Origin of the sequence: Bradyrhizobium sp. 76 (assembly GCF_023073025.1) — a bacterium.
Taxonomy (GTDB): domain Bacteria; phylum Pseudomonadota; class Alphaproteobacteria; order Rhizobiales; family Xanthobacteraceae; genus Bradyrhizobium.
Genome location: NZ_JADPIS010000090.1, coordinates 256,786 through 274,567, shown reverse-complemented (window position 1 = coordinate 274,567; position 17,782 = coordinate 256,786). Strand labels below are relative to the sequence as shown.

The window sequence follows — 17,782 nt, the reverse complement described above, 5'->3', positions numbered from 1 at the left end:
TCGATCAGGCCGCTTCGGTGGCCTCGGCGCCGATAAGCGCATCCGCCGCGCGCCGCCGCTCAACTGCAAACATGCGCCGATAGAGCACGACCGAGACGAGCCAGGCGATCACGAACAACGCGACCACGGCGAAGCCGACATTGGCGAGCGAGTCGTTGAGCGCGTCAACCAATGCCCACACGCCGCCGGTCAGGCCGAGCCGGTCCGCGATCAGCCCGAGCGCCTCGATGCCGCCGATCAACAGCGCCACTGCCACGGAAGCCCCTGTGATCGTGAGGTTGTACCAGAGCTTTCGCAGCGGATCGACAAAGGCCCAGCGATAGGCGCTCACCATCAGTGCCGAGTCGGCGGTATCGACCAGCGCCATGCCCGACGCGAACAGCGCGGGGAAGACCAGGAGATCGGCAAACGAAGCGCCGCGCGCGGCTTCGCCGGCGGAGATGCTGAGCAGGCCGATTTCGGTCGCGGTGTCGAAGCCAAGCCCGAACAAAAAGCCGAGCGGATACATGTGCCAGGGTTTTGTCACCAGGCGGAACATCGGGCCGAGCAGCCGCGCCAGAAGACCGCGATTGGCAAGCAGGGCATCGAGGCCCTCGGCGTCGTGAATCCCCTGCTCCCGTGCCGCGCGAAACGTCCGCCACAGGCCGGCGAAGATGACGAGATTGATGGCCGCGATCACCAGCAGGAACAGCGCCGACACCGAGGTGCCGATGAAGCCGCCGATCTCCTTGAGCAGGCTGTCGCCACCGAGGCTCACGACGCCGAGCGCGAGCAGCATGGTCGCGACCACGACGATTGTGGAATGGCCGAGCGCGAAATAGAGGCCGACGCTGCGCGGCGCGCCGCCGGCCTGCATCTGTTTGCGCACGACATTGTCGATGGCGGCGATGTGGTCGGCATCGACGGCGTGGCGCAGGCCGAACACCCAGGCGAGCAGCGCGGTCGCCATCACCATCGGCTTGTCACCGAACGCCGCGAAGGCCCACGCCCACGCCGCGATGTTGGCCGCGATCAACCCGCCGAACAGCAGCACCATCCCGGGCTCGACCGCCCGCAAAGACCATCTCGTCACGACAATCATTCCGTCTGCTGCACGCCCCATCGCACGGGCGGTATGATCTTTTCATAAGATGGTCATACTGACCAGTGCAATCCCGGAGGGGGCGGCACGGTTCTGCAGCAGTGCTTGCGGGCGTCTCGAACCATGCAGGCCATGATGGCGCTACGCCGCCTCGGAGCCGCCGAGATAAGCGTCGCGGATGCGCGGATCGTCCTTCAGCGCGCGGGCGGAGCCGGAGAGAACGATCTTGCCGGTCTGGAGCACATAGGCCTCGTGCGCGATCTCGAGCGCGAGGCTGGCGTTCTGCTCGACCATGAAGACCGAGACGCCCTCCTGGTTGATGGTGCGGATCAGCTCCAGCACGCGGTCAACGTAAAGCGGCGACAGGCCCATGGTCGGCTCGTCCATCACGATCATCCTGGGACGGCTCATCAGCGCGCGCACCATCGCGACCATCTGCTGCTCGCCGCCCGAGAGCGAGCCGGCGCGCTGCGACAGCCGCTGGCCGAGCTTCGGGAACAGCGTGAGCATCTTGTCGAGATCCTGCGCGATCGCCTCACGGTCGTCGCGCACGAAGGCGCCCATCAGGATGTTCTCGCGCACGCTCATGTCCGCGAACAGGCGCCGTGCCTCCGGCACCGAGGCGATGCCGCGGCGGACGATCTGCGGCGTGGTCAGTCCGAGCAGCGAGGCGCCGTCGAAAGTCACGTCACCGGAACGCGGCTTCACCAGGCCTAAAATGATCTTCATCGTCGTCGATTTGCCGCTGGCGTTGCCACCGAGCAGGCAGACGATGTGGCCGCGCGGCACTGATATCGACAGGTCAAAATGCACCTGGGCCTGGCCGTAGAAGGTATTGACGTCGGTGAGCGCGAGCAGCGCATCGGGAGGCGAGTTCGTCATGCCGCGCTCTCCTCCTTCGTCGTCAGGCCGTGGCCGAGATAGGCCTCGATCACCTTGGGATCGCCGCGCACGGCTTCGCCCGGGCCTTCCGCGATTTTCTTGCCCTCGTCCATGACGATGACGCGGTCGGAGAGGCGCATCACCATTTCGAGCTTGTGCTCGATCAGCAAGATCGTCAGGCCTTCGGCCTTCAGCTCGGCGACGAGCCCCTGCATCTCCGTGGTCTCGGTCGGGTTCATGCCGGCGGTCGGCTCGTCCAGCAGCAGCAGACGCGGCTTCAGCGCGAGCGCCCGCGCGATCTCGACGCGGCGGCGATTGGCGTAGGAGAGGCTGTAGGCCGGCTGGTCGATGCGCGGCAGCAGCCGTTCGCCGAAGCGCGCGAGAATGACCTTCACCTCTTCGCGCAAGCGCTCCTCCTCGGCCTTGACGCTGGCGGGGCGCAGCAACGCCAACCCTAATTCCAGCAATGGCCCGATCACCGGCACGGCCGGCTTGACCGCACGCAGCCGCGTGTGGGCACCGATCAACACGTTATCCATCACGCTGAGATTGCCGAAGACGCGGCCGAGCTGGAACGTGCGCGCGATGCCTGCGGCGGCGAGCCGCTCCGGCGAGAGACCCGTGATGTCCTTATCTTCGAAGCTAACCGTCCCGGCGTCCGGCAGGTCAAGCCCGGTCACCAGATTGAACAACGTCGTTTTGCCGGCCCCGTTCGGGCCGATGATGCTGATCAGCTCGCCTTTGGCGAGATCGAGATCGATGGCGTCGACGGCGGTCAGGCCGCCGAAACGCCGCGTCAGCCCGCGCAGGGACAGCATGGTCGTGCTCATCACATCGTCCCCAACAAGCCTTGCGGTCTGAACCGCACCAGCAGCAGCAGCACGATGCCGTAGATCAGGATGCGATACTCCGCCGCGATGCGGAACACTTCCGGAAGGCCGACCAGCGCGACCGCTCCGACGATGGCGCCGACGACATTGCCGAGGCCGCCGAGGATCACCACGGTCAGCGCCAGGATGGATTGCTGCGTGTTGAAGGTCTCGTGGTTGATGTAGGAATAGAGATGCGCGGCGATGCCGCCACTGACTCCGGCGGCAAAGCCGCCGAAGATGAAGGCCAGCGATTTGTAGCGATTCAGGCTGAGCCCATAGGCGCGCGAGGCGATGTCGTCGTCGCGGATGGCGCGAAAGCTGCGGCCGAGATGGGAGCCGAGCAGGCGTCCCTGCAGCAGCGCCAGCACCACCATCACGATGAAGCTGAACCAGTAAATCGAAATCGGGCTGACCAGCTCATAGCCAAACAGCGACAGCGGCGGGATGCCGGAGATGCCGATCGGCCCGCGCGTGACGCTCTCCCAGTTCAGGATCACCAGCGAGACGATCTCGCCGATCGCGAGCGTCGCGATCGACACATAATGTCCGCGCAGCCGGAACGACGGCGAGATCAGCGCCGTGCCGAGCGCAGCACTCATCAGGCCGCCACCGATGATGGCAAGGCCGACCGGCACGGCGAACGTGAGCGACAGCAGCGCGGAGGTGTAGGCCCCGATCGCGAGCAGCGCGGCGTGTCCCAGCGAGACCTGACCGATCGTGCCTGCAACCAGGGTGAGGCTCAGCGCGAGCATGCCGAGCAGCCAGGCGTTGATCAGGGTCTGGAGCACATAGAACGACACCGGCAACAGCGGCAGGATCGCAAAGACGGCGGCAGCGATCAGCAGAGCCCAGCGCGGAATGCGCACCGGGCGGCTCGGCGCAATGAAAGTGCCGGTGAGCGGCTCGGGCGGCGCCTGCCGGGCGCTGGCGAACAGGCCGTTCGGGCGCAGCACGAGCACCACGACCAGCAGCAGGAACGCGAACAGATTGCGGTAGCTGGTGCCGAACACGGCGACGCCATAGCTCTCGACCAGTCCGAGCAGCAGACTGCCGATCACCGCGCCCGGCACGTTGCCGGCGCCGCCGACGACCTCGGCGACGACGCCCTTGAGCGTCGCCTGCAGGCTCATCGCTGTGTCGATCTGGTTGTAGTACATGCCGACCAGCAGGCCGGAAACGCCGCCGAGCGCGGCCGCAATGCCGAACACGGCCTGATTGACGCGATTGACGTCGACGCCCATCTGCATCGCGGCGTCGCGGTCCTGCGCGGTGGCACGCACGGCCCAGCCGAGCTTGCTGTAGCGCAGGAACACGAACAGCAGCAACGCGCTGGTGAGGCCGACGCCGGCAATGAGGAGATCGAGCGGTCCGATCGTGCCGCCGCCGATCTGGAAACGGACATCCGGCAACTGGCTCGGCAGCGCGCGCGGATTGGGCGAGAAGGTCAGCATCACGAGCTGATCGAGCACGAAGCTGATGCCTATGGTCGCCAGCAACGGCGCGATGCGCACCGAGTTCTGCAGCGGACGCAGCCCAAACCGCTCGATGATCAAGCCCACCAGCGCCGCCGCCACCGCGACCACGATGATGGTGAGCGGGAGCGGCGTATGCAGCTGCACCACCGCGACCCAGCCGATATAGGCGCCAACGAGATAGATCGAGCCTTGCGCAAAGTTGATCAGCCGGCTGACGCCAAAGATCAGCGCGAGCCCGACCGCAACGAGGGCGTAGACGTTACCGACGATCAGCCCGTTGATCGTGTAGTCGAGCCAGGAAGACACGCAGAAAATCCCCTCAGGTCGGCTTGCCGTCCCAGAGGGCGAACTGGCCCTTGCGCACGACGAGCTCGGCGTTCATGGCGCCCTTGACGCGCCGGCTCTCGACGTCGAACGTCGCCTTGCCGAAGATCACGCTCGAGACGTCCTTCACTTTCGTGAAGGCGTCGCGGATCGCGCGCCGGTCGGCGCCGCCGATCCTCACGACGGCGGCCGCCATGTTCATCGCGTCATAGGCGTAGGCGTTGAACGCGTCGGGCTCCACCCCGTTGTACTTCTTCTTGAAGCCCGCGATAAACGTCTGCACCTCGGGACGCGGATCTTCCGGGAAGTAGCGCGTTCCGACGTGGACGTCCTCGACCGCATCGCCGCCGAGCTCCAGGAATTTCGGCGAATAGACCGAGCTCGCGGCGCAGATGACCTGCTTCAGCCCGACCTGGCGCGCCTGGCGCGCGATCAGCGCACCGTCGGAATAATAGGAGATCAGGATCAACCCGTCCGGATTGGCGTCGCGGACCCGCACCAGCGTGGAGCGGAAGTCGCGTTCCTCCGCGATGTAACCTTCGGTGACGGCGATTTCGGCGCCGTGCTCTTTGGCGGCCTTGACGAAATAGTCGCGGCTGGTACGGCCCCAATCGGTGTTGAGGTGCAGCACGGCGAGCTTCTTCAGGCCGAGACGTTTCACGGCATAGGCCGCCAGCAGCGGCTGCTCGTCGGCCTGACTGACCGAGGTGCTCCACATGAAGTCGCCGCCCTTGGTGAAATCGGGATGCGAATTGGTGAAGCCGAACTGCACCAACCCGCCGCGCTGATAGATTGGCGAGGCCGCCATCGAGGCGGGACTGGAGAAGTCGCCGAGCTCCATGACGATCCTGGGATCGGAGACGAACTTCTGGGCGATCGCCACCGACTGGCGCGGGTCGCTCTGGCTGTCCTCGAAGCTGTAAGCGAGCTTGCGGCCGTTGATGCCGCCCGCCGCCTGAATCTCGTCGAGCGCGAGATCAAAGCCCTGCTTCCACTGCGTGCCATATTGCGCGTTCGGCCCGGTCAGCGGACCGCTGACGCCCAGCAAAATCGGCTCGGACGATTGCGCAAGCGCGGCGCGCGAGAAGGCTGCTCCCGCCATCATGGCGGCAAGCGAGCCCTTGACCAGGGTACGACGATCGATGTTGCTCATGGATGGCTCCATCCTGTCAGGTGTTGAAACAACCAGCAATTTCCATGCCGGTGCGATTGGCTATTTGGAGGGCTCGCCGAGCGACAGCATCAGCCGGTTCGCCCAGTTGAAGAACGATGCGCCGTTGATGACGTCGACGATCTCCGCATCGTCGAGACCCGCGCGGCGCAGCTCATCGATATTGTCGGGGCCGAACGCGATCGGCGTTGCGGCCAGCGCCACCGAGGCCCTGACGACCGCATTCCAGCGTTCGCCGAGATCGGCGCCAACGCCCTCGTCGAGCAGCAGCTGCACATCGTCGCGGCGCTTGGAATAGGTGCTGGCGAAACGCGCGTGCACGGAGGCGCAGTAGATGCAGCCGTTATAGCGCGAGGTCGCAGCCGCCGCGAGCTCGCGCTCGGCGCGCGGCAGGCCGTCGGCAACGTTGTAGAAGATGTCCTTGTCGGTCTTGGTGCGGGCTTCCAGCACCTCGGGATCGCGCACCAGCAGTCGGAAATACTCGGACTTGGAACGGGAGCGATCGACCAGGCCGGCGAAATGCCGCTCGGTCAGCTCAGTCTCAGGCAGCGGATCGATCCACGACACCCAGCCCAGTTCATCCTGGGTGAAAACGGCGGGCGGATTGACATTGTTTGCAGCGCTCATGATGCAGCCTCCTTACGCGCCGGCCGCGGCGTTCGCGGCGCGCCCGAGCGAGGCACCCAGCACGCGCAGTCCGGTGACAACGCGCACCTGGAACGACAGGAACGCAACGAGCTGAGAGAACGTGACGATGCCGGTGTTCGACCAGCCAGCGGCGAGCAACGCCCTCATGTCGGCCGCGGCCGCATCGCGCGGGCGGAACACCAGCAGATGCGCATGCTCGAACGCCGCAACGAGCCGATCCCCGAGACCGGGCTTGCGCTCCGCGCTGACGCGGTAGATCAGGCCGGGCTTGTTTTCCACCGAAAGCGGTCCGGCCGGAAAGGCGCCGTAGGGGCCCGAGGTCTCGCCCCGCGCGATTTCGACATCGACCGCTTCGACCAGGCGCGCGCCATCGGCGGTCGCAGCTAACTTCGCGCGATAGAAGGCAGCTACAGTCGGCTCGCGGTGAAGGCCGATCACGAAGAACGCGACTGCGGCACGCTCGACGAGCGAGAAGTCACTGGCGTCAATCGGCTCGAACAGAGAGAGATAGCTCTTCTGCGCATTGTCGCGCGCCTGCACGCGCTTGGCGCGAATGCCGTCCAGAGCCGAACCCGGTTCGATCCTGGCGAGCGTGTCGATGATATCTTTCGTAGCCATCATTCAGCCTCTTGCAGCCTCGTGCAACGCGATTGCGTTCATTCCGACTAACCCGCCAGCGCCACGTCGGGCGCCGTCCGCGCCCAGCCCAGCGCCGGCGCGACCTTCTCCGCGACCAGCTCGATCGAGCGCAGGATATGGGGATGCGGGGCATCGACCGAATGTGCCTGGAAGACGAGATCGGTCACCCGCTCCAGGGTGGCGTCGGCGCGCAGCGAGGCGATGACGTCGTCGGCCGCGCCGACATGGGTGTCGAACGCCGCGATCATCTCCTCCAGCGTCTCGCCCGGCTTGGCGTGGCCGCCCTTGAGGAATTGCGGCAGAGCGCGCCGCAGGCCGATATCGGCAAGGCGCATCGCCTCGGTCCGGTCGTCGGCGACGAAGATGGTGCGCGAAGCCATGATGCGGGGCTCGCGTCCCGGCGGTAGCGCTTCGAGATAGGCATCGATCACCGGATTCTGAATCTCGGCCAGCGTTGCCTTCGGCGCCTCCTTGGTCCGGGGCTGGGTGCGCGACAGCAACAGGCCATCACCCGCCTTGCCGGCACGCGCGCCGCCCGCCACAGAGAACGTCGCCTGCCAGATCCGGTTGTCCAGTTGCGGCCGCTGTGGATAGAGCGTGTCACCACCGTCGAGCGGCTTGCCCACCAGCGCGGTGCGGACGACCTCGAGATTGCGCGCAAAGATCTCGTTGCGCTGGGCGCTGTCGAGGCCGAACGCGGCAAAGGCCGAGGGATTGCCGCCGGTGCCAACACCGAGCTCGAAGCGACCGTTGCAGAGCAGATCGAGCACCGCGGCGTCTTCCGCCACCCTCACCGCATTCTCCAGCGGCAAGGTGACGATGCCAGTACCGAGCCGGATGCGCGAGGTTTGGGCAGCGACGTAACCGAGGAAAGTAAAGGGCGACGGCAGACCGCCCTCGCGCTCGTGGAAATGGTGCTGCGCGATCCACGCGGAATCGAGGCCCGCCTTCTCGGCGCGCACGATCTGCTCGGCCGCGAAGCGATATCGGTCAGCCGGCGGGGCCTCGTCGAGAAGCCGCGTGAAAAACCCCAGGCGTTTCAGGTTTGCTAAGCGTTTCATACGACCCCTGTCGGACGAGGATGGGCCCCAATGATGTCGGTTGCCGCAGCTCCAGACAAGCGGGCATTGCGCAGGGCTCGTACGCAAGCCTGCCCGCCGGGATCGCCCTGAGCTGAACTTTGGCTGGGCAGACTGCCTACCAGCTCGGCAGTACCGCGCCCTTGAACTTGGTCAGGACGAACTCCTTGACCTCTGCGGTGTGGTAGCTGTCCACCAGGATCTTGACCCAGGGCTTGTCCTTGTCGACCGTGCGAACGGCGATGAGATTGACGTAGGGACCCTTCGGGTCCTCGCGCAGGATCGGATCCTTGACGGGATCGAGGCCCGCCTGGGTTGCATAATTGGTGTTGATCGCCGCGGCGTCGACATCGTCGAGCGCGCGCGGCGCCTGCGCTGCGTCGACTTCGATGAACTTCAGCTTCTTGGGATTCTCGGTGATATCAAGCACCGTCGGCTTGAAGCCCGTGCCGTCCTTCAGCTTGATCGCGCCCTTGTCGCGCAGCAGCAGCAGCACGCGGCCGCCATTGGTCGGATCGTTCGGGATCGAGACCTTGCCGCCCTCGGGGATGTCGGCGAAGGCCTTGTGCTTCTTGGAATAGACGCCGATCGGAAAATTCACGGTCAGGCCGGCGGCTTCGATCTTGTAGCCACGGTCGGCCTTCTGGTTGTCCAGATAAGGCTGGTTCTGGAACGAATTGGCCTGGATCTCGCCGGCATCGAGCGCGGCGTTCGGCACGACGTAATCGGAGAATTCGATGAGCTGGATGTCGAGACCCTGCTTGGCGGCGATCGGCTTCACGGCCTCGAAGATCTGGGCGTGCGGCCCCGGCGTCACGCCGATCTTGATGGTCTCGCCTGAAGCGGCGGCCGACCAGGCGGCGAGCACGGTCGCAAGGATCAGGGGGAGGCGAAACGACATCTTGGTCTCCATGGCTTGGCAATGATTGGAACCGTATTCGCTTCTCCGCAGCGCGAAATCAATGAAATTGAAATCCATATTGGCCTGCTGGAGCGGACGACGCTTCTCCGTTCGTCCGCATGGGGGGAACGAATGCACCTGCGCAAGTATGAGGCGCATCACGGCAAAACGGCACGGATCGTTGGGCCCAGGCCGCTGGAGCGAAGCGCAATCCGGAGCGCCGCCTGCCGCGGCTGGACTTATCCTGGTTTGCGCTCGGCCCCATCCGGGCTTCAGACCTCTCCCCGCACGTTCGTCATTTCGCCGCATGGTTTTCTCACCCTGTCGGCATTGCCGCCTCGCCCTTGATGAAACATGATGGGCCTTGGCCGGTGACGACTTGTCCGTGAAATGGGGATCATCCGATGAACGAGAACGAAATCCGCAAGTCCATCGCTGAGGTGAAGCAGGGCAAGCTGTCGCGACGCTCGTTCATGCAGACGATGGCTGCGATCGGGATCGCAGCGCCGGTCGCCAGCCAGATCCTGGTCTGGAACGACGTGGCGATGGCGGACGCCACGCTGCCTTACAAGCCGACCAAGGCCGGCGGCGGCGGCCCGCTCAAGATTCTGCTCTGGCAGGCCCCGACGCTGCTCAATCCGCATTTCGCGCTCGGCACCAAGGACCAGATCGCCTCGCGCGTCTTCTTCGAGCCCCTCGCCGGCTGGGACAAGGAGGGCAACCTCGTCCCCTGCCTCGCGGCCGAGGCCCCATCCAAGCAGAACGGCGGCCTTTCGCCGGACGGCCTGAGCGTGACCTGGAAACTGAAGCAGGGCGTGAGATGGCATGACGGCAAGCCCTTCACCGCCGACGACGTCGTTTTCACTTGGCAATACGCCTCGGATCTCGCCACGGCGGCGTACACCACGGGTTCTTACAAGGACATCACGGTCGAGAAGATCGACGACTACACCGTCAAGGTGCTCTTCAAGGCCCCGACGCCGTTCTGGGCCGATCCCTTCGTCGGCTCGGTCGGTCCGATCCTGCCGAAACATCATTTCGGCGACTATGTCGGCGCGAAGTCGCGCGAAGCGCCCGGTAATCTGAAGCCGGTCGGCACCGGTCCCTACAAATTCGTCGAGTTCAAGCCCGGTGACCTGATCCGGGCAGAACGCAATCCCGACTATCACGTCAAGAACCAGCCGCATTTCGATACGCTCGAAATCAAGGGCGGCGGCGATGCGGTGTCCGCGGCGCGCGCCGTGCTGCAGACCGGCGAATACGATTATGCCTGGAACATGCAGGTGGAGGAGGAGGTCCTCAAGCGCATGGAGGCCAGCGGCAAGGGCAAGCTCGACGTCACGCCCTCCGGCAACGTCGAGTTCATCATCCTCAACACGACAGACCCGTGGACCGAGGTGGACGGCGAGCGCTCCAGCCCCAAGACCAAGCACCCGACGCTGTCCGATCCTGCCGTTCGCCGCGCGATCAACCTGCTGATCGACCGCGACTCGATCCAGAAGTTCATTTACGGGCGCGGCGGCATCGCCACCGCGAGCTTCGTCAACGCACCCAAACAGTTCAAGTCGCCCAAGCTGAAATACGAGTTCGACGTCGACAAGGCCAACAAGATCCTCGATGAAGCCGGATGGGCCAAGGGCGCGGACGGCCTCCGTGAGAAGGACGGCAAGAAGCTCAAATTCGTTTTTCAGACCTCGACCAATGCGCCGCGTCAGAAGACGCAGGCCATCATCAAGCAGGCCTGCCAGAAGGCCGGCATCGAGATCGAGATCAAGGCGGTCACGGCATCGGTGTTCTTCTCATCCGACGTCGGCAATCCCGACACCTACTCGAAGTTCTATGCCGACATGGAGATGTACAACACCACGCAACCGCAGCCCGACCCGGAGCGCTTCCTGAACCAGTGCGTCTCTTGGGAAATTTCCAACAAGGACAACAAATGGCTCGGCCGCAACGTCTCGCGCTGGTCCGATCCCGAGGCCGACAAGGCCTACAAGGCTGCACAGAACGAGCTCGATCCCGTCAAGCGCGCCGCGTTGCTGATCAAGGTCGACGAAACTTTTTGCGAGGCCAACGTGTTCCTGCCGCTTCTATCCCGCAACATCGTCAACGCAGGGGTCAACAACCTCATGGTCGACATGTCGGGATGGGACGTCACGACTTGGAATCTGGCGAGCTGGTACCGCAGCTGACGCCTTCCAGCTCAATCCTTGTAAGCTCAATCCCTGCCGGCGAATTGACGGTCGAGGTTTGACGCCGTGTCGGCGCTTCTCAGCCGTTTCATCAGCTCATCCCTCTCCTTACCGTCGGGCAACGACTCGGCCCTTTCGCGGATGGTCCTGGTGAACTCCGCAAGCCGCTCTTGAAGAGTGGTGGTTTGCTGAACGCGACGCCGCCTGAGCACGATCGGGTCTCCATGTCATGGCACCATGCGGTGCCCTTCTGGATTGCCAATGATAAGAGCGGGCGCAGCCATGTCTGTATCAAATGATATAGTTCAAGCCATTTGGTGCCGACGCCCTTTGTTCACATGTGAACAGTCGGAGCTGCCTTCCGCTGATGGTCCGGAACGAACAGGACGGCTGTTTCATTGACGCTGCGAGACAGCACGGACGCGCCATGGGCAAGATACTGATCAGCACCGCCGTCGTGAGCCTGGCGCTCATCATTGCCTTCGCGGTCTATGTCATCACTCTGTGAATTGCCGAAGCCAATGATAGTGCGGCTCGGAAATCACCCGCACGCGCAGCAATCCACCAGCAGGTCCCAGATCCGCTGCGCCTCGCCCGATGCGCGGGTCTCTAACCCCTTCTCCGGGTTGGACTGCGAGTAGCCCGCCACCGGGGGCGCTTCGCGCGGCACAATCCATCTCTGGGAGATCGGATCGTACCATTTTCCGATAATCGTTTCAGTCACGCCGCTCGACTCACCGATATGATCCTGGGCGGAGCCACGGCTCACGGGCTTCGTCGAATCCCATTCACCGCGCCTCGCCCATTTTACAAATCGGCTCCTTGCGGGATCGTTCCTGCCGCGGCTCAGCCCGGCCGTGCCGGATGCAGCGTACGGGGATGCCGCTCGTGCAGCAGCCGCGCGAGCTCTTCCCGCTCCGCAGGCCGTCCCTTCATGGCGGTCTCGAACAGCGCTTCCTGGATATCGCGCGGCATGTCGCCCCACACGTCCATCGCCGCCCGTCCGAGCAGGCTCGCAAGATGATCCGCACCATCGCTCATTCGGCTCTCCTGATCTGGTCACAGGAATGGAACAGCTGCGGCTGTGCGGCGTTCCAGTTCCATCATTGTGAAAGGAGACGTCGTTTATGGGGTTCTTCACCAAGGACATCAAATCGATGGAAGACCTGCTGCTGCACGGGCTGCAGGACATCTATTACGCGGAACAGCAGATCCTGAAGTCGCTGCCGAAGATGATCGACAAAGCGACCAACAGGGACCTCGTCACCGGACTGAAAGCTCATCTGGAAGAGACCAACAAGCAGGTCGACAGGCTCGGCAAGGTGTTCGCAAAACTCGGCAAGGAGCCCAGCGGAACACACTGCCCCGCCATCGACGGCATCATCAAGGAGGCCGATGAGACGGCGGGCGAGATCGAGGACAAGGCCGTGCTCGACGCCGCGATCGTGGCCAACGCACAGGCGGTCGAGCATTATGAAATGTGCCGCTACGGCACGCTGATCGCATGGGCAGAGGAGCTCGGACACGACGACATCGTGCGCTTCCTCACGACGAACCTGAACGAAGAGAAGGCCGCCAACACCAAGCTGAACACGGTGGCGCTTCGCAAGGGCGTCAATGCCAAGGCGTCCAGCGCCGCTTGATCGAGACGTACTGGGCGTGGCGGCCCTGCTCGCAGGGCTGCCACTTTCTCGTCGCACGTTCGGTCAGATGAACGGCTTGCCGCCGGTGACCGCAAGGGTCGCTCCCGATGTGTAGCTTGAGAGCGGATCGGCGAGCATGACATAGGCGGTCGCGAGCTCGGCCGGCTGGCCGGCCCGTTGCATCGGCACCTGCTTGCCGAAATTCTTCACGGTGTCCTCCGCCATCGTCGATGGAATCAGCGGCGTCCAGATCGGACCCGGGGCGACCGCATTGACCCGAATGCCCTTTGCCGCCAGCATCTGGGCAAGCCCACCGGTAAAGTTTTGAATGGCGCCCTTGGTCGTGGCATAGGCCAGCAGGGTCGGATTCGGCATGTCGGAGTTCACCGACGCGGTGTTGATGATCGCCGCTCCCGGGCGCATGTGGGGCACCGCAGCCTTGCTGAGATAGAACATGGCATGGATGTTGGTCTCGAACGTCCGCTGCCATTCCTCGTCGCTGATATCACCGATCTCCTTGAACGTGTCCTGATGGGCCGCGTTGTTGACGAGGATGTCTATTGCGCCGAACGCCTCGACGGTGCGGGAGATGATCGCGCGGCAATGATCGGGATTGCGGATGTCGCCGGGGATCAGGACGACCTTGCGTCCTTCGCGCTCCACCAGCGCCTTCACCTCGGCGGCATCCTCGTCCTCGTTCAAATAGGCGATGACGATGTCCGCGCCTTCCCGGGCATAGGCGATCGCGACCGCGCGGCCGATGCCACTGTCGCCTCCGGTGATGATTGCCTTCTTTCCGGCCAGGCGGCCGGCGCCCTTATAAGTCTCCTCGCCGTGATCCGGTCGCGGATTCATCGCGCGAGTCGAACCGGGCATCGGTTGCTGTTGCGGAGGATAAGGCGGTTTTGGATAGTCGGTCATGGAGCGGCTCCAGGCATTTGCTCCGCTAACGGAAAGCTTTCGGAAGCGTTCCTCGCCGTTCCATCACGCTTCCTGGCCAAGCCGCACGATGATGTCGTTCGGCAACAGGGCTGGCGCGTCGGCCGTGCCCAATCGCCACAGGCTCTCGCCCGCGACCAGCGCCGGCATGGGCAGTTCGCGGTCGGCGAAATTGGCGACAATCTGCAAGATGTCCCCCTCCTCCGTCCGCCAACGGGCATCCAGGCCGCCCTTGCGCTGGTCCTCCCCCAGCAACTTGCAATGAGCCGACACGAAACCCCGTTTGATCAGCGGCACGATCTTCTCGCGCCGTATCTTCAGCAATAGGGTCGTCAGACCGCGAAACCTGGCGCTGGCGGGAGAGCGATCGGTGCCGGTCCAATCGAGCTTCGATGCTGCGAAAGTTTTTTCATCGCACGGATCCGGAATTCTGGCGCGCATGTCGGGCGTCGAGAATGCCTTGAAGTGCGCGAACTCCTTCCGCCGCCCTTCCCGCGTCAGCTCGGCAGCTTCGCCGGACCAGTCCGCGAAGAACAGGAATGGCGTCTCGGCCGCGGCTTCCTCACCCATGAACAACATCGGAATATGCGGGTTCAAGAGAACCAGTGCCATGGCCTGATCCAGCTTCTCCGGACCGACCAGCGCGGAAAGCCGCTCCCCGAGCGCGCGGTTGCCGATCTGGTCGTGGTTCTGGGCGAAGAAGATGGTGGCCTCAGGCGGCAGATGCGCGCTCGGCTCGCCGCGCGGTTCGTCATGCAGCGGAAAAACTTCGCCCTGGTAGGCAAAGCCCTCGGTGAGCGCTCGCGCGAGATGTTCAAGCGGCCTGTCTGCGAAGGCGCGATAATAGCCTTCGTCCTCGCCCGTCAACAGGACGTGGAGCGCGTTGTGAAAATCATCGCCCCATTGCGCGTCATAGAGTCGGGTTCGCCCTTGAGCGCGGTCGAGCAGGCGGGCCTGATTGGCCTCATTCTCCAGCATCAGATGCACGCGCCGGCCCGGCAGCTGACTGCGAACCGTCTCGGCAAGCTCGATCAGGAAATGGCGGTCGGAATCGTCCTTCAGCGCGTGAACGGCGTCGAGCCGCAAGCCGTCGAACCCGTAGTCGCGCAGCCACATCAGCGCGTTCTCGATCAGGAACTCGCGCACGAACGCGCCGTCGTGTCCCTCGAGGTTGACCGCAGGCCCCCAGCCGGTGCTATGGCGCGGGGTGAAGAAGCTTTCTGCATAGAGGTGCAGATAGTTCAGCTGCGGCCCGAAATGGTTATAGACGACGTCGAGATAGACCATGATGTCGAGGGCATGCGCCGCGCGTAACAGCCGCTTGAGGTCTTCCGGCCTGCCGTAGCGTGCATTCGGCGCGTTCAGCAGCACGCCGTCATAGCCCCAATTGTGCCGGCCGGGGACGTCATTGAGCGGCATCAGCTCGATCGCGGTGATGCCGAGATCGCGCAGATAGGGCAGCTTCTTCTCGATACCGGCATAGGTGCCTTCCTCGCTGAAGGTGCCGACATGCAACTCGTAGACCACGGCCTCCGCCCAGGGGCGGCCGGGATAGAGCACCGAGTCCCGGAACGCCGCAGTGTCCACCACCTCGCTCGGCGCCCCGACGTCGTCCGGCTGGAAGAACGCGGCAGGGTCGGGAACGACCAGATCTTCGTTAATCCTGAACTGATAGCGCGTGCCGACACGCGCGGTGGGGCTCAACCATTGGTACCAGCCATCCTCGTCGCGCGTCGTTCGAAGTGCCGGCCGGCCGGCTTCGAGCAATTCGACCGATTGCGCCGTCGGCGCCCAGAGATTGAAGCAGACCCCGTGGTCGAGGCATCGAGGACCGTGGTGTCGCGCTTGCCCTGCCATTCCCAATCTGTGACTCAAAACTGGCCGCCTTTGCGTGCATGGCTGGAAGTTACGACACGCTTCGCGAGGCTCGATTTTACGATCGCTTAAGCATGCTCAGGACGTGAGAAGCCGAGATGCAGGCATTCGTTCCTCAGGCGAGCGCCGCACCCCGCGCACACGCTCTGTGTGCACTTTTGAACCGAGGACGAAAAACGTCTGTTCGGTGGCGAAAGTTAGGAACGTTTGTTGCGGCGCGGAATTCAGGAATTGCGCTCCGTTGGGGAAGCGCAATTGGAATTCTAGAGATGGTTGGCAGAGGCCAGTGGTGTTCCTCGGGCCGGGCGGCGTGACGCATGCGGATCCTTTTCGCGACGCCCGAAGTATCAGACTTCATTCAAGTGGGTGGACTTGCCGCCGTCTCGGCGGCTCTCCCGCGCGCCTTGCGCGACTTTGCCGACGTCCGCGTCATCATCCCCGGCTACCCGGCCGTCCTGCGCGGATTACAAGACCTTACGACCGTCGGACGATGCCAACCTTTCGCGGCCCTTCCGGCCTTTGCCATCGATCTTGGGCATACCGCCGACGGCATGACCTATTACGTCGTCCGGTGCCCGGCGTTGTACGAACGAGACGGCACGCCCTATGCCGATGGCCGCGGAGCTGATTGGGGCGACAACAATGTCCGGTTCGCAACCTTCTCTTATGCCGCAGCGCAGGTCGCGAGAGGATTGGTCGACAAGGATTGGGCCGCCGATCTCGTCCATGCCAATGACTGGCAATGTGCACTGATCCCCGGCTATCTGGAATGGCACTACGCGCACATTCCGACTGTGTTCACGATCCACAATCTGGCCTATCAAGGCGTCTTCGACCGCAGCTCGCTCGCGCCGCTGGGGATACCCGAGGCGAGCTTCAATATCGACGGCGTGGAATTCTACAATCGCCTGTCCTTCATCAAGGCCGGCCTGGTCTACGCTTCCCACCTGACGACCGTCAGTCAGACCTATGCCCGCGAGATCACCACGGCCGAGTTCGGCTGCGGTCTCGAAGGGCTGTTGCGGCAACGGGCCGATCGCAACCAGCTTTCGGGCATTTTAAACGGAATCGACGAGAGCTGGGATCCGCGCACCTGCTCCTCGCTGTTCCAGCCGTTCGGCGCCGGTGACTGGGCCGAACGATCATTGAACGCCGACGATGTCAGGGAACAGTTCGGGCTGGCGGTCTCGAGAGGTCCCCTGTTCGCGCTCGTGGCGCGCCTGGTGCACCAGAAGGGCGTCGACCTCGTGATCGAGAGTGCGCAAGCGATCGTCGATGCGGGCGGCCAGATTGTCGTGACAGGCAAGGGCGAAACGCGGTTCGAGGAGGCGCTGCTGCAGGCGCAGGTGCGCGCGCCGCGCTCGATCGCTGTGAAGATCGGCTTCGACGACGCCGAGGCACGAAAGATCTTCGCCGGCAGCGACTTTACCCTGATGCCGTCGCGCTTCGAACCCTGCGGGCTGAGCCAGATGTACGCCCAGCGCTTCGGCTCGCTGCCAATCGGCCATCGCACCGGCGGTCTCGCCGAGACGATCGTGGACGGCGAGACGGGCTTCCTGTTCGACCGCGCGTCGGCCCCCGGCTTCCTTGGAAGCCTTTGCCGGGCCTTTTCCACCTTCGGCATGAAGGACCGCCTCGATCACATGCGCCGCGCGGCCATGGCGCAGGCCTTCAGTTGGACCCAGTCGGCCAAGTCGTACGCAGCCATCTACAAATCTTCGATCTAGACGGGCAACTGCAGGACGAGCAGGGAACGGAATCGCCTGAGGGGCGGTTGCAACTCTACACAGGAGTTTTCGACATGCGCCGCTCGAAGCCGCAGCCGATCCGCAACAAGCTCGACCTGGCCGACCCTACTCAGGTGCGCCTCGTCAGAAAGCGTCTCGGGCTATCCGATGCGGAGCTGACCAGCATCGTGGAGCGGATCGGCAACTCGATTGCGGCGATCAGCAAGGAGGCGGCGCTGCAAAGGGCAACCACGCTGCCCAAGCCAGACGATGTGCCTCCTGTCGCCGTGATTACTTCTGCGACGGTCGGCGAACGGGCGACGCGCAAGTGAGA

At 64.0% G+C, this 17,782-nt stretch carries 18 protein-coding genes; 5 read left to right on the top strand and 13 right to left on the bottom strand.

The features are described 5' to 3' along the window. Nucleotides 1-4 precede the first annotated feature (4 nt). The 9 genes from IVB48_RS17905 to IVB48_RS17865 all read right to left on the bottom strand — a co-directional run bounded on the left by IVB48_RS17905 (nt 5) and on the right by IVB48_RS17865 (nt 9,084). The gene (locus IVB48_RS17905) at nt 5-1,036 is read right to left on the bottom strand and encodes a HoxN/HupN/NixA family nickel/cobalt transporter (protein ID WP_247403003.1); all 1,032 of its coding nucleotides are present in this window, start codon (nt 1,034-1,036) and stop codon (nt 5-7) included. Between the two features lie 186 nt (nt 1,037-1,222). Beyond that, nucleotides 1,223-1,963: an ABC transporter ATP-binding protein gene (locus IVB48_RS17900; protein WP_247287733.1), complete on the bottom strand. Its 741-nt coding sequence runs from the start codon at nt 1,961-1,963 to the stop codon at nt 1,223-1,225. Then, nucleotides 1,960-2,793, bottom strand: coding sequence for an ABC transporter ATP-binding protein (locus IVB48_RS17895; protein ID WP_247287732.1), 834 nt, complete (start codon nt 2,791-2,793; stop codon nt 1,960-1,962). The genes IVB48_RS17900 and IVB48_RS17895 overlap by 4 nt, the downstream gene beginning before the upstream one ends. After that, entirely contained in the window at nt 2,793-4,616 is a 1,824-nt protein-coding gene (locus tag IVB48_RS17890) for an ABC transporter permease (RefSeq protein ID WP_027570466.1), read from the bottom strand. The genes IVB48_RS17895 and IVB48_RS17890 overlap by 1 nt, the downstream gene beginning before the upstream one ends. 13 nt (nt 4,617-4,629) lie before the next feature. Next, nucleotides 4,630-5,787: an ABC transporter substrate-binding protein gene (locus IVB48_RS17885; RefSeq protein ID WP_247401309.1), complete on the bottom strand. Its 1,158-nt coding sequence runs from the start codon at nt 5,785-5,787 to the stop codon at nt 4,630-4,632. Nucleotides 5,788-5,847: 60 nt separating this feature from the next. Beyond that, the gene (locus IVB48_RS17880; protein ID WP_247401308.1) at nt 5,848-6,432 is read right to left on the bottom strand and encodes an alkylhydroperoxidase domain protein; all 585 of its coding nucleotides are present in this window, start codon (nt 6,430-6,432) and stop codon (nt 5,848-5,850) included. Nucleotides 6,433-6,444: 12 nt separating this feature from the next. Then, nucleotides 6,445-7,071: a CMD domain protein gene (locus tag IVB48_RS17875; protein ID WP_247359166.1), complete on the bottom strand. Its 627-nt coding sequence runs from the start codon at nt 7,069-7,071 to the stop codon at nt 6,445-6,447. A 47-nt stretch (nt 7,072-7,118) separates the two neighbouring features. Continuing rightward, nucleotides 7,119-8,153 carry a putative FMN-dependent luciferase-like monooxygenase gene (locus tag IVB48_RS17870; protein ID WP_247401306.1) on the bottom strand — a complete coding sequence of 345 codons (1,035 nt, stop codon included), beginning with the start codon at nt 8,151-8,153 and terminating at the stop codon, nt 7,119-7,121. A gap of 136 nt (nt 8,154-8,289) precedes the next feature. Next, nucleotides 8,290-9,084 (bottom strand): MetQ/NlpA family ABC transporter substrate-binding protein, encoded by a 795-nt coding sequence (locus IVB48_RS17865; RefSeq protein ID WP_027570461.1) that lies wholly within the window; start codon nt 9,082-9,084, stop codon nt 8,290-8,292. Nucleotides 9,085-9,476: 392 nt separating this feature from the next. Between IVB48_RS17865 and IVB48_RS17860 the strand changes: the two genes are divergently transcribed. Then, entirely contained in the window at nt 9,477-11,264 is a 1,788-nt protein-coding gene (locus IVB48_RS17860) for a peptide ABC transporter substrate-binding protein (protein ID WP_247401304.1), read from the top strand. Nucleotides 11,265-11,631: 367 nt separating this feature from the next. Beyond that, nucleotides 11,632-11,772: a hypothetical protein gene (locus IVB48_RS17855; protein ID WP_155810080.1), complete on the top strand. Its 141-nt coding sequence runs from the start codon at nt 11,632-11,634 to the stop codon at nt 11,770-11,772. Nucleotides 11,773-11,805: 33 nt separating this feature from the next. On the opposite strand, the gene IVB48_RS17850 is transcribed toward IVB48_RS17855, so the two are convergent. Beyond that, complete coding sequence (locus tag IVB48_RS17850) at nt 11,806-11,988, bottom strand: hypothetical protein (RefSeq protein ID WP_247401302.1); 183 nt, start codon at nt 11,986-11,988, stop codon at nt 11,806-11,808. 122 nt (nt 11,989-12,110) lie between these two features. Beyond that, nucleotides 12,111-12,305, bottom strand: a complete 195-nt coding sequence (locus IVB48_RS17845) for a hypothetical protein (RefSeq protein ID WP_027519884.1) — start codon at nt 12,303-12,305, stop codon at nt 12,111-12,113. Nucleotides 12,306-12,391: 86 nt separating this feature from the next. Here IVB48_RS17845 and IVB48_RS17840 point away from each other — a divergent pair, with 86 nt between their 5' ends. Beyond that, nucleotides 12,392-12,907 (top strand): ferritin-like domain-containing protein, encoded by a 516-nt coding sequence (locus IVB48_RS17840; protein ID WP_027519885.1) that lies wholly within the window; start codon nt 12,392-12,394, stop codon nt 12,905-12,907. 63 nt (nt 12,908-12,970) lie between these two features. Here the strand turns inward: IVB48_RS17840 and IVB48_RS17835 are convergent, their stop codons facing one another. Then, nucleotides 12,971-13,828: a glucose 1-dehydrogenase gene (locus IVB48_RS17835; RefSeq protein WP_247401299.1), complete on the bottom strand. Its 858-nt coding sequence runs from the start codon at nt 13,826-13,828 to the stop codon at nt 12,971-12,973. Nucleotides 13,829-13,891: 63 nt separating this feature from the next. Then, nucleotides 13,892-15,703 (bottom strand): malto-oligosyltrehalose trehalohydrolase, encoded by a 1,812-nt coding sequence (treZ, locus tag IVB48_RS17830; protein ID WP_247401297.1) that lies wholly within the window; start codon nt 15,701-15,703, stop codon nt 13,892-13,894. Between the two features lie 335 nt (nt 15,704-16,038). On the opposite strand from treZ, the gene glgA reads away from it, so the two are divergent. Then, nucleotides 16,039-17,448 (top strand): glycogen synthase GlgA, encoded by a 1,410-nt coding sequence (glgA, locus tag IVB48_RS17825; RefSeq protein WP_247287719.1) that lies wholly within the window; start codon nt 16,039-16,041, stop codon nt 17,446-17,448. A gap of 74 nt (nt 17,449-17,522) precedes the next feature. Further along, a complete protein-coding gene (locus IVB48_RS17820) occupies nt 17,523-17,780 on the top strand; it encodes a DUF3606 domain-containing protein (RefSeq protein ID WP_027570454.1) in 258 nt (85 codons plus the stop codon). The last annotated feature ends 2 nt before the right edge of the window (nt 17,781-17,782 follow it).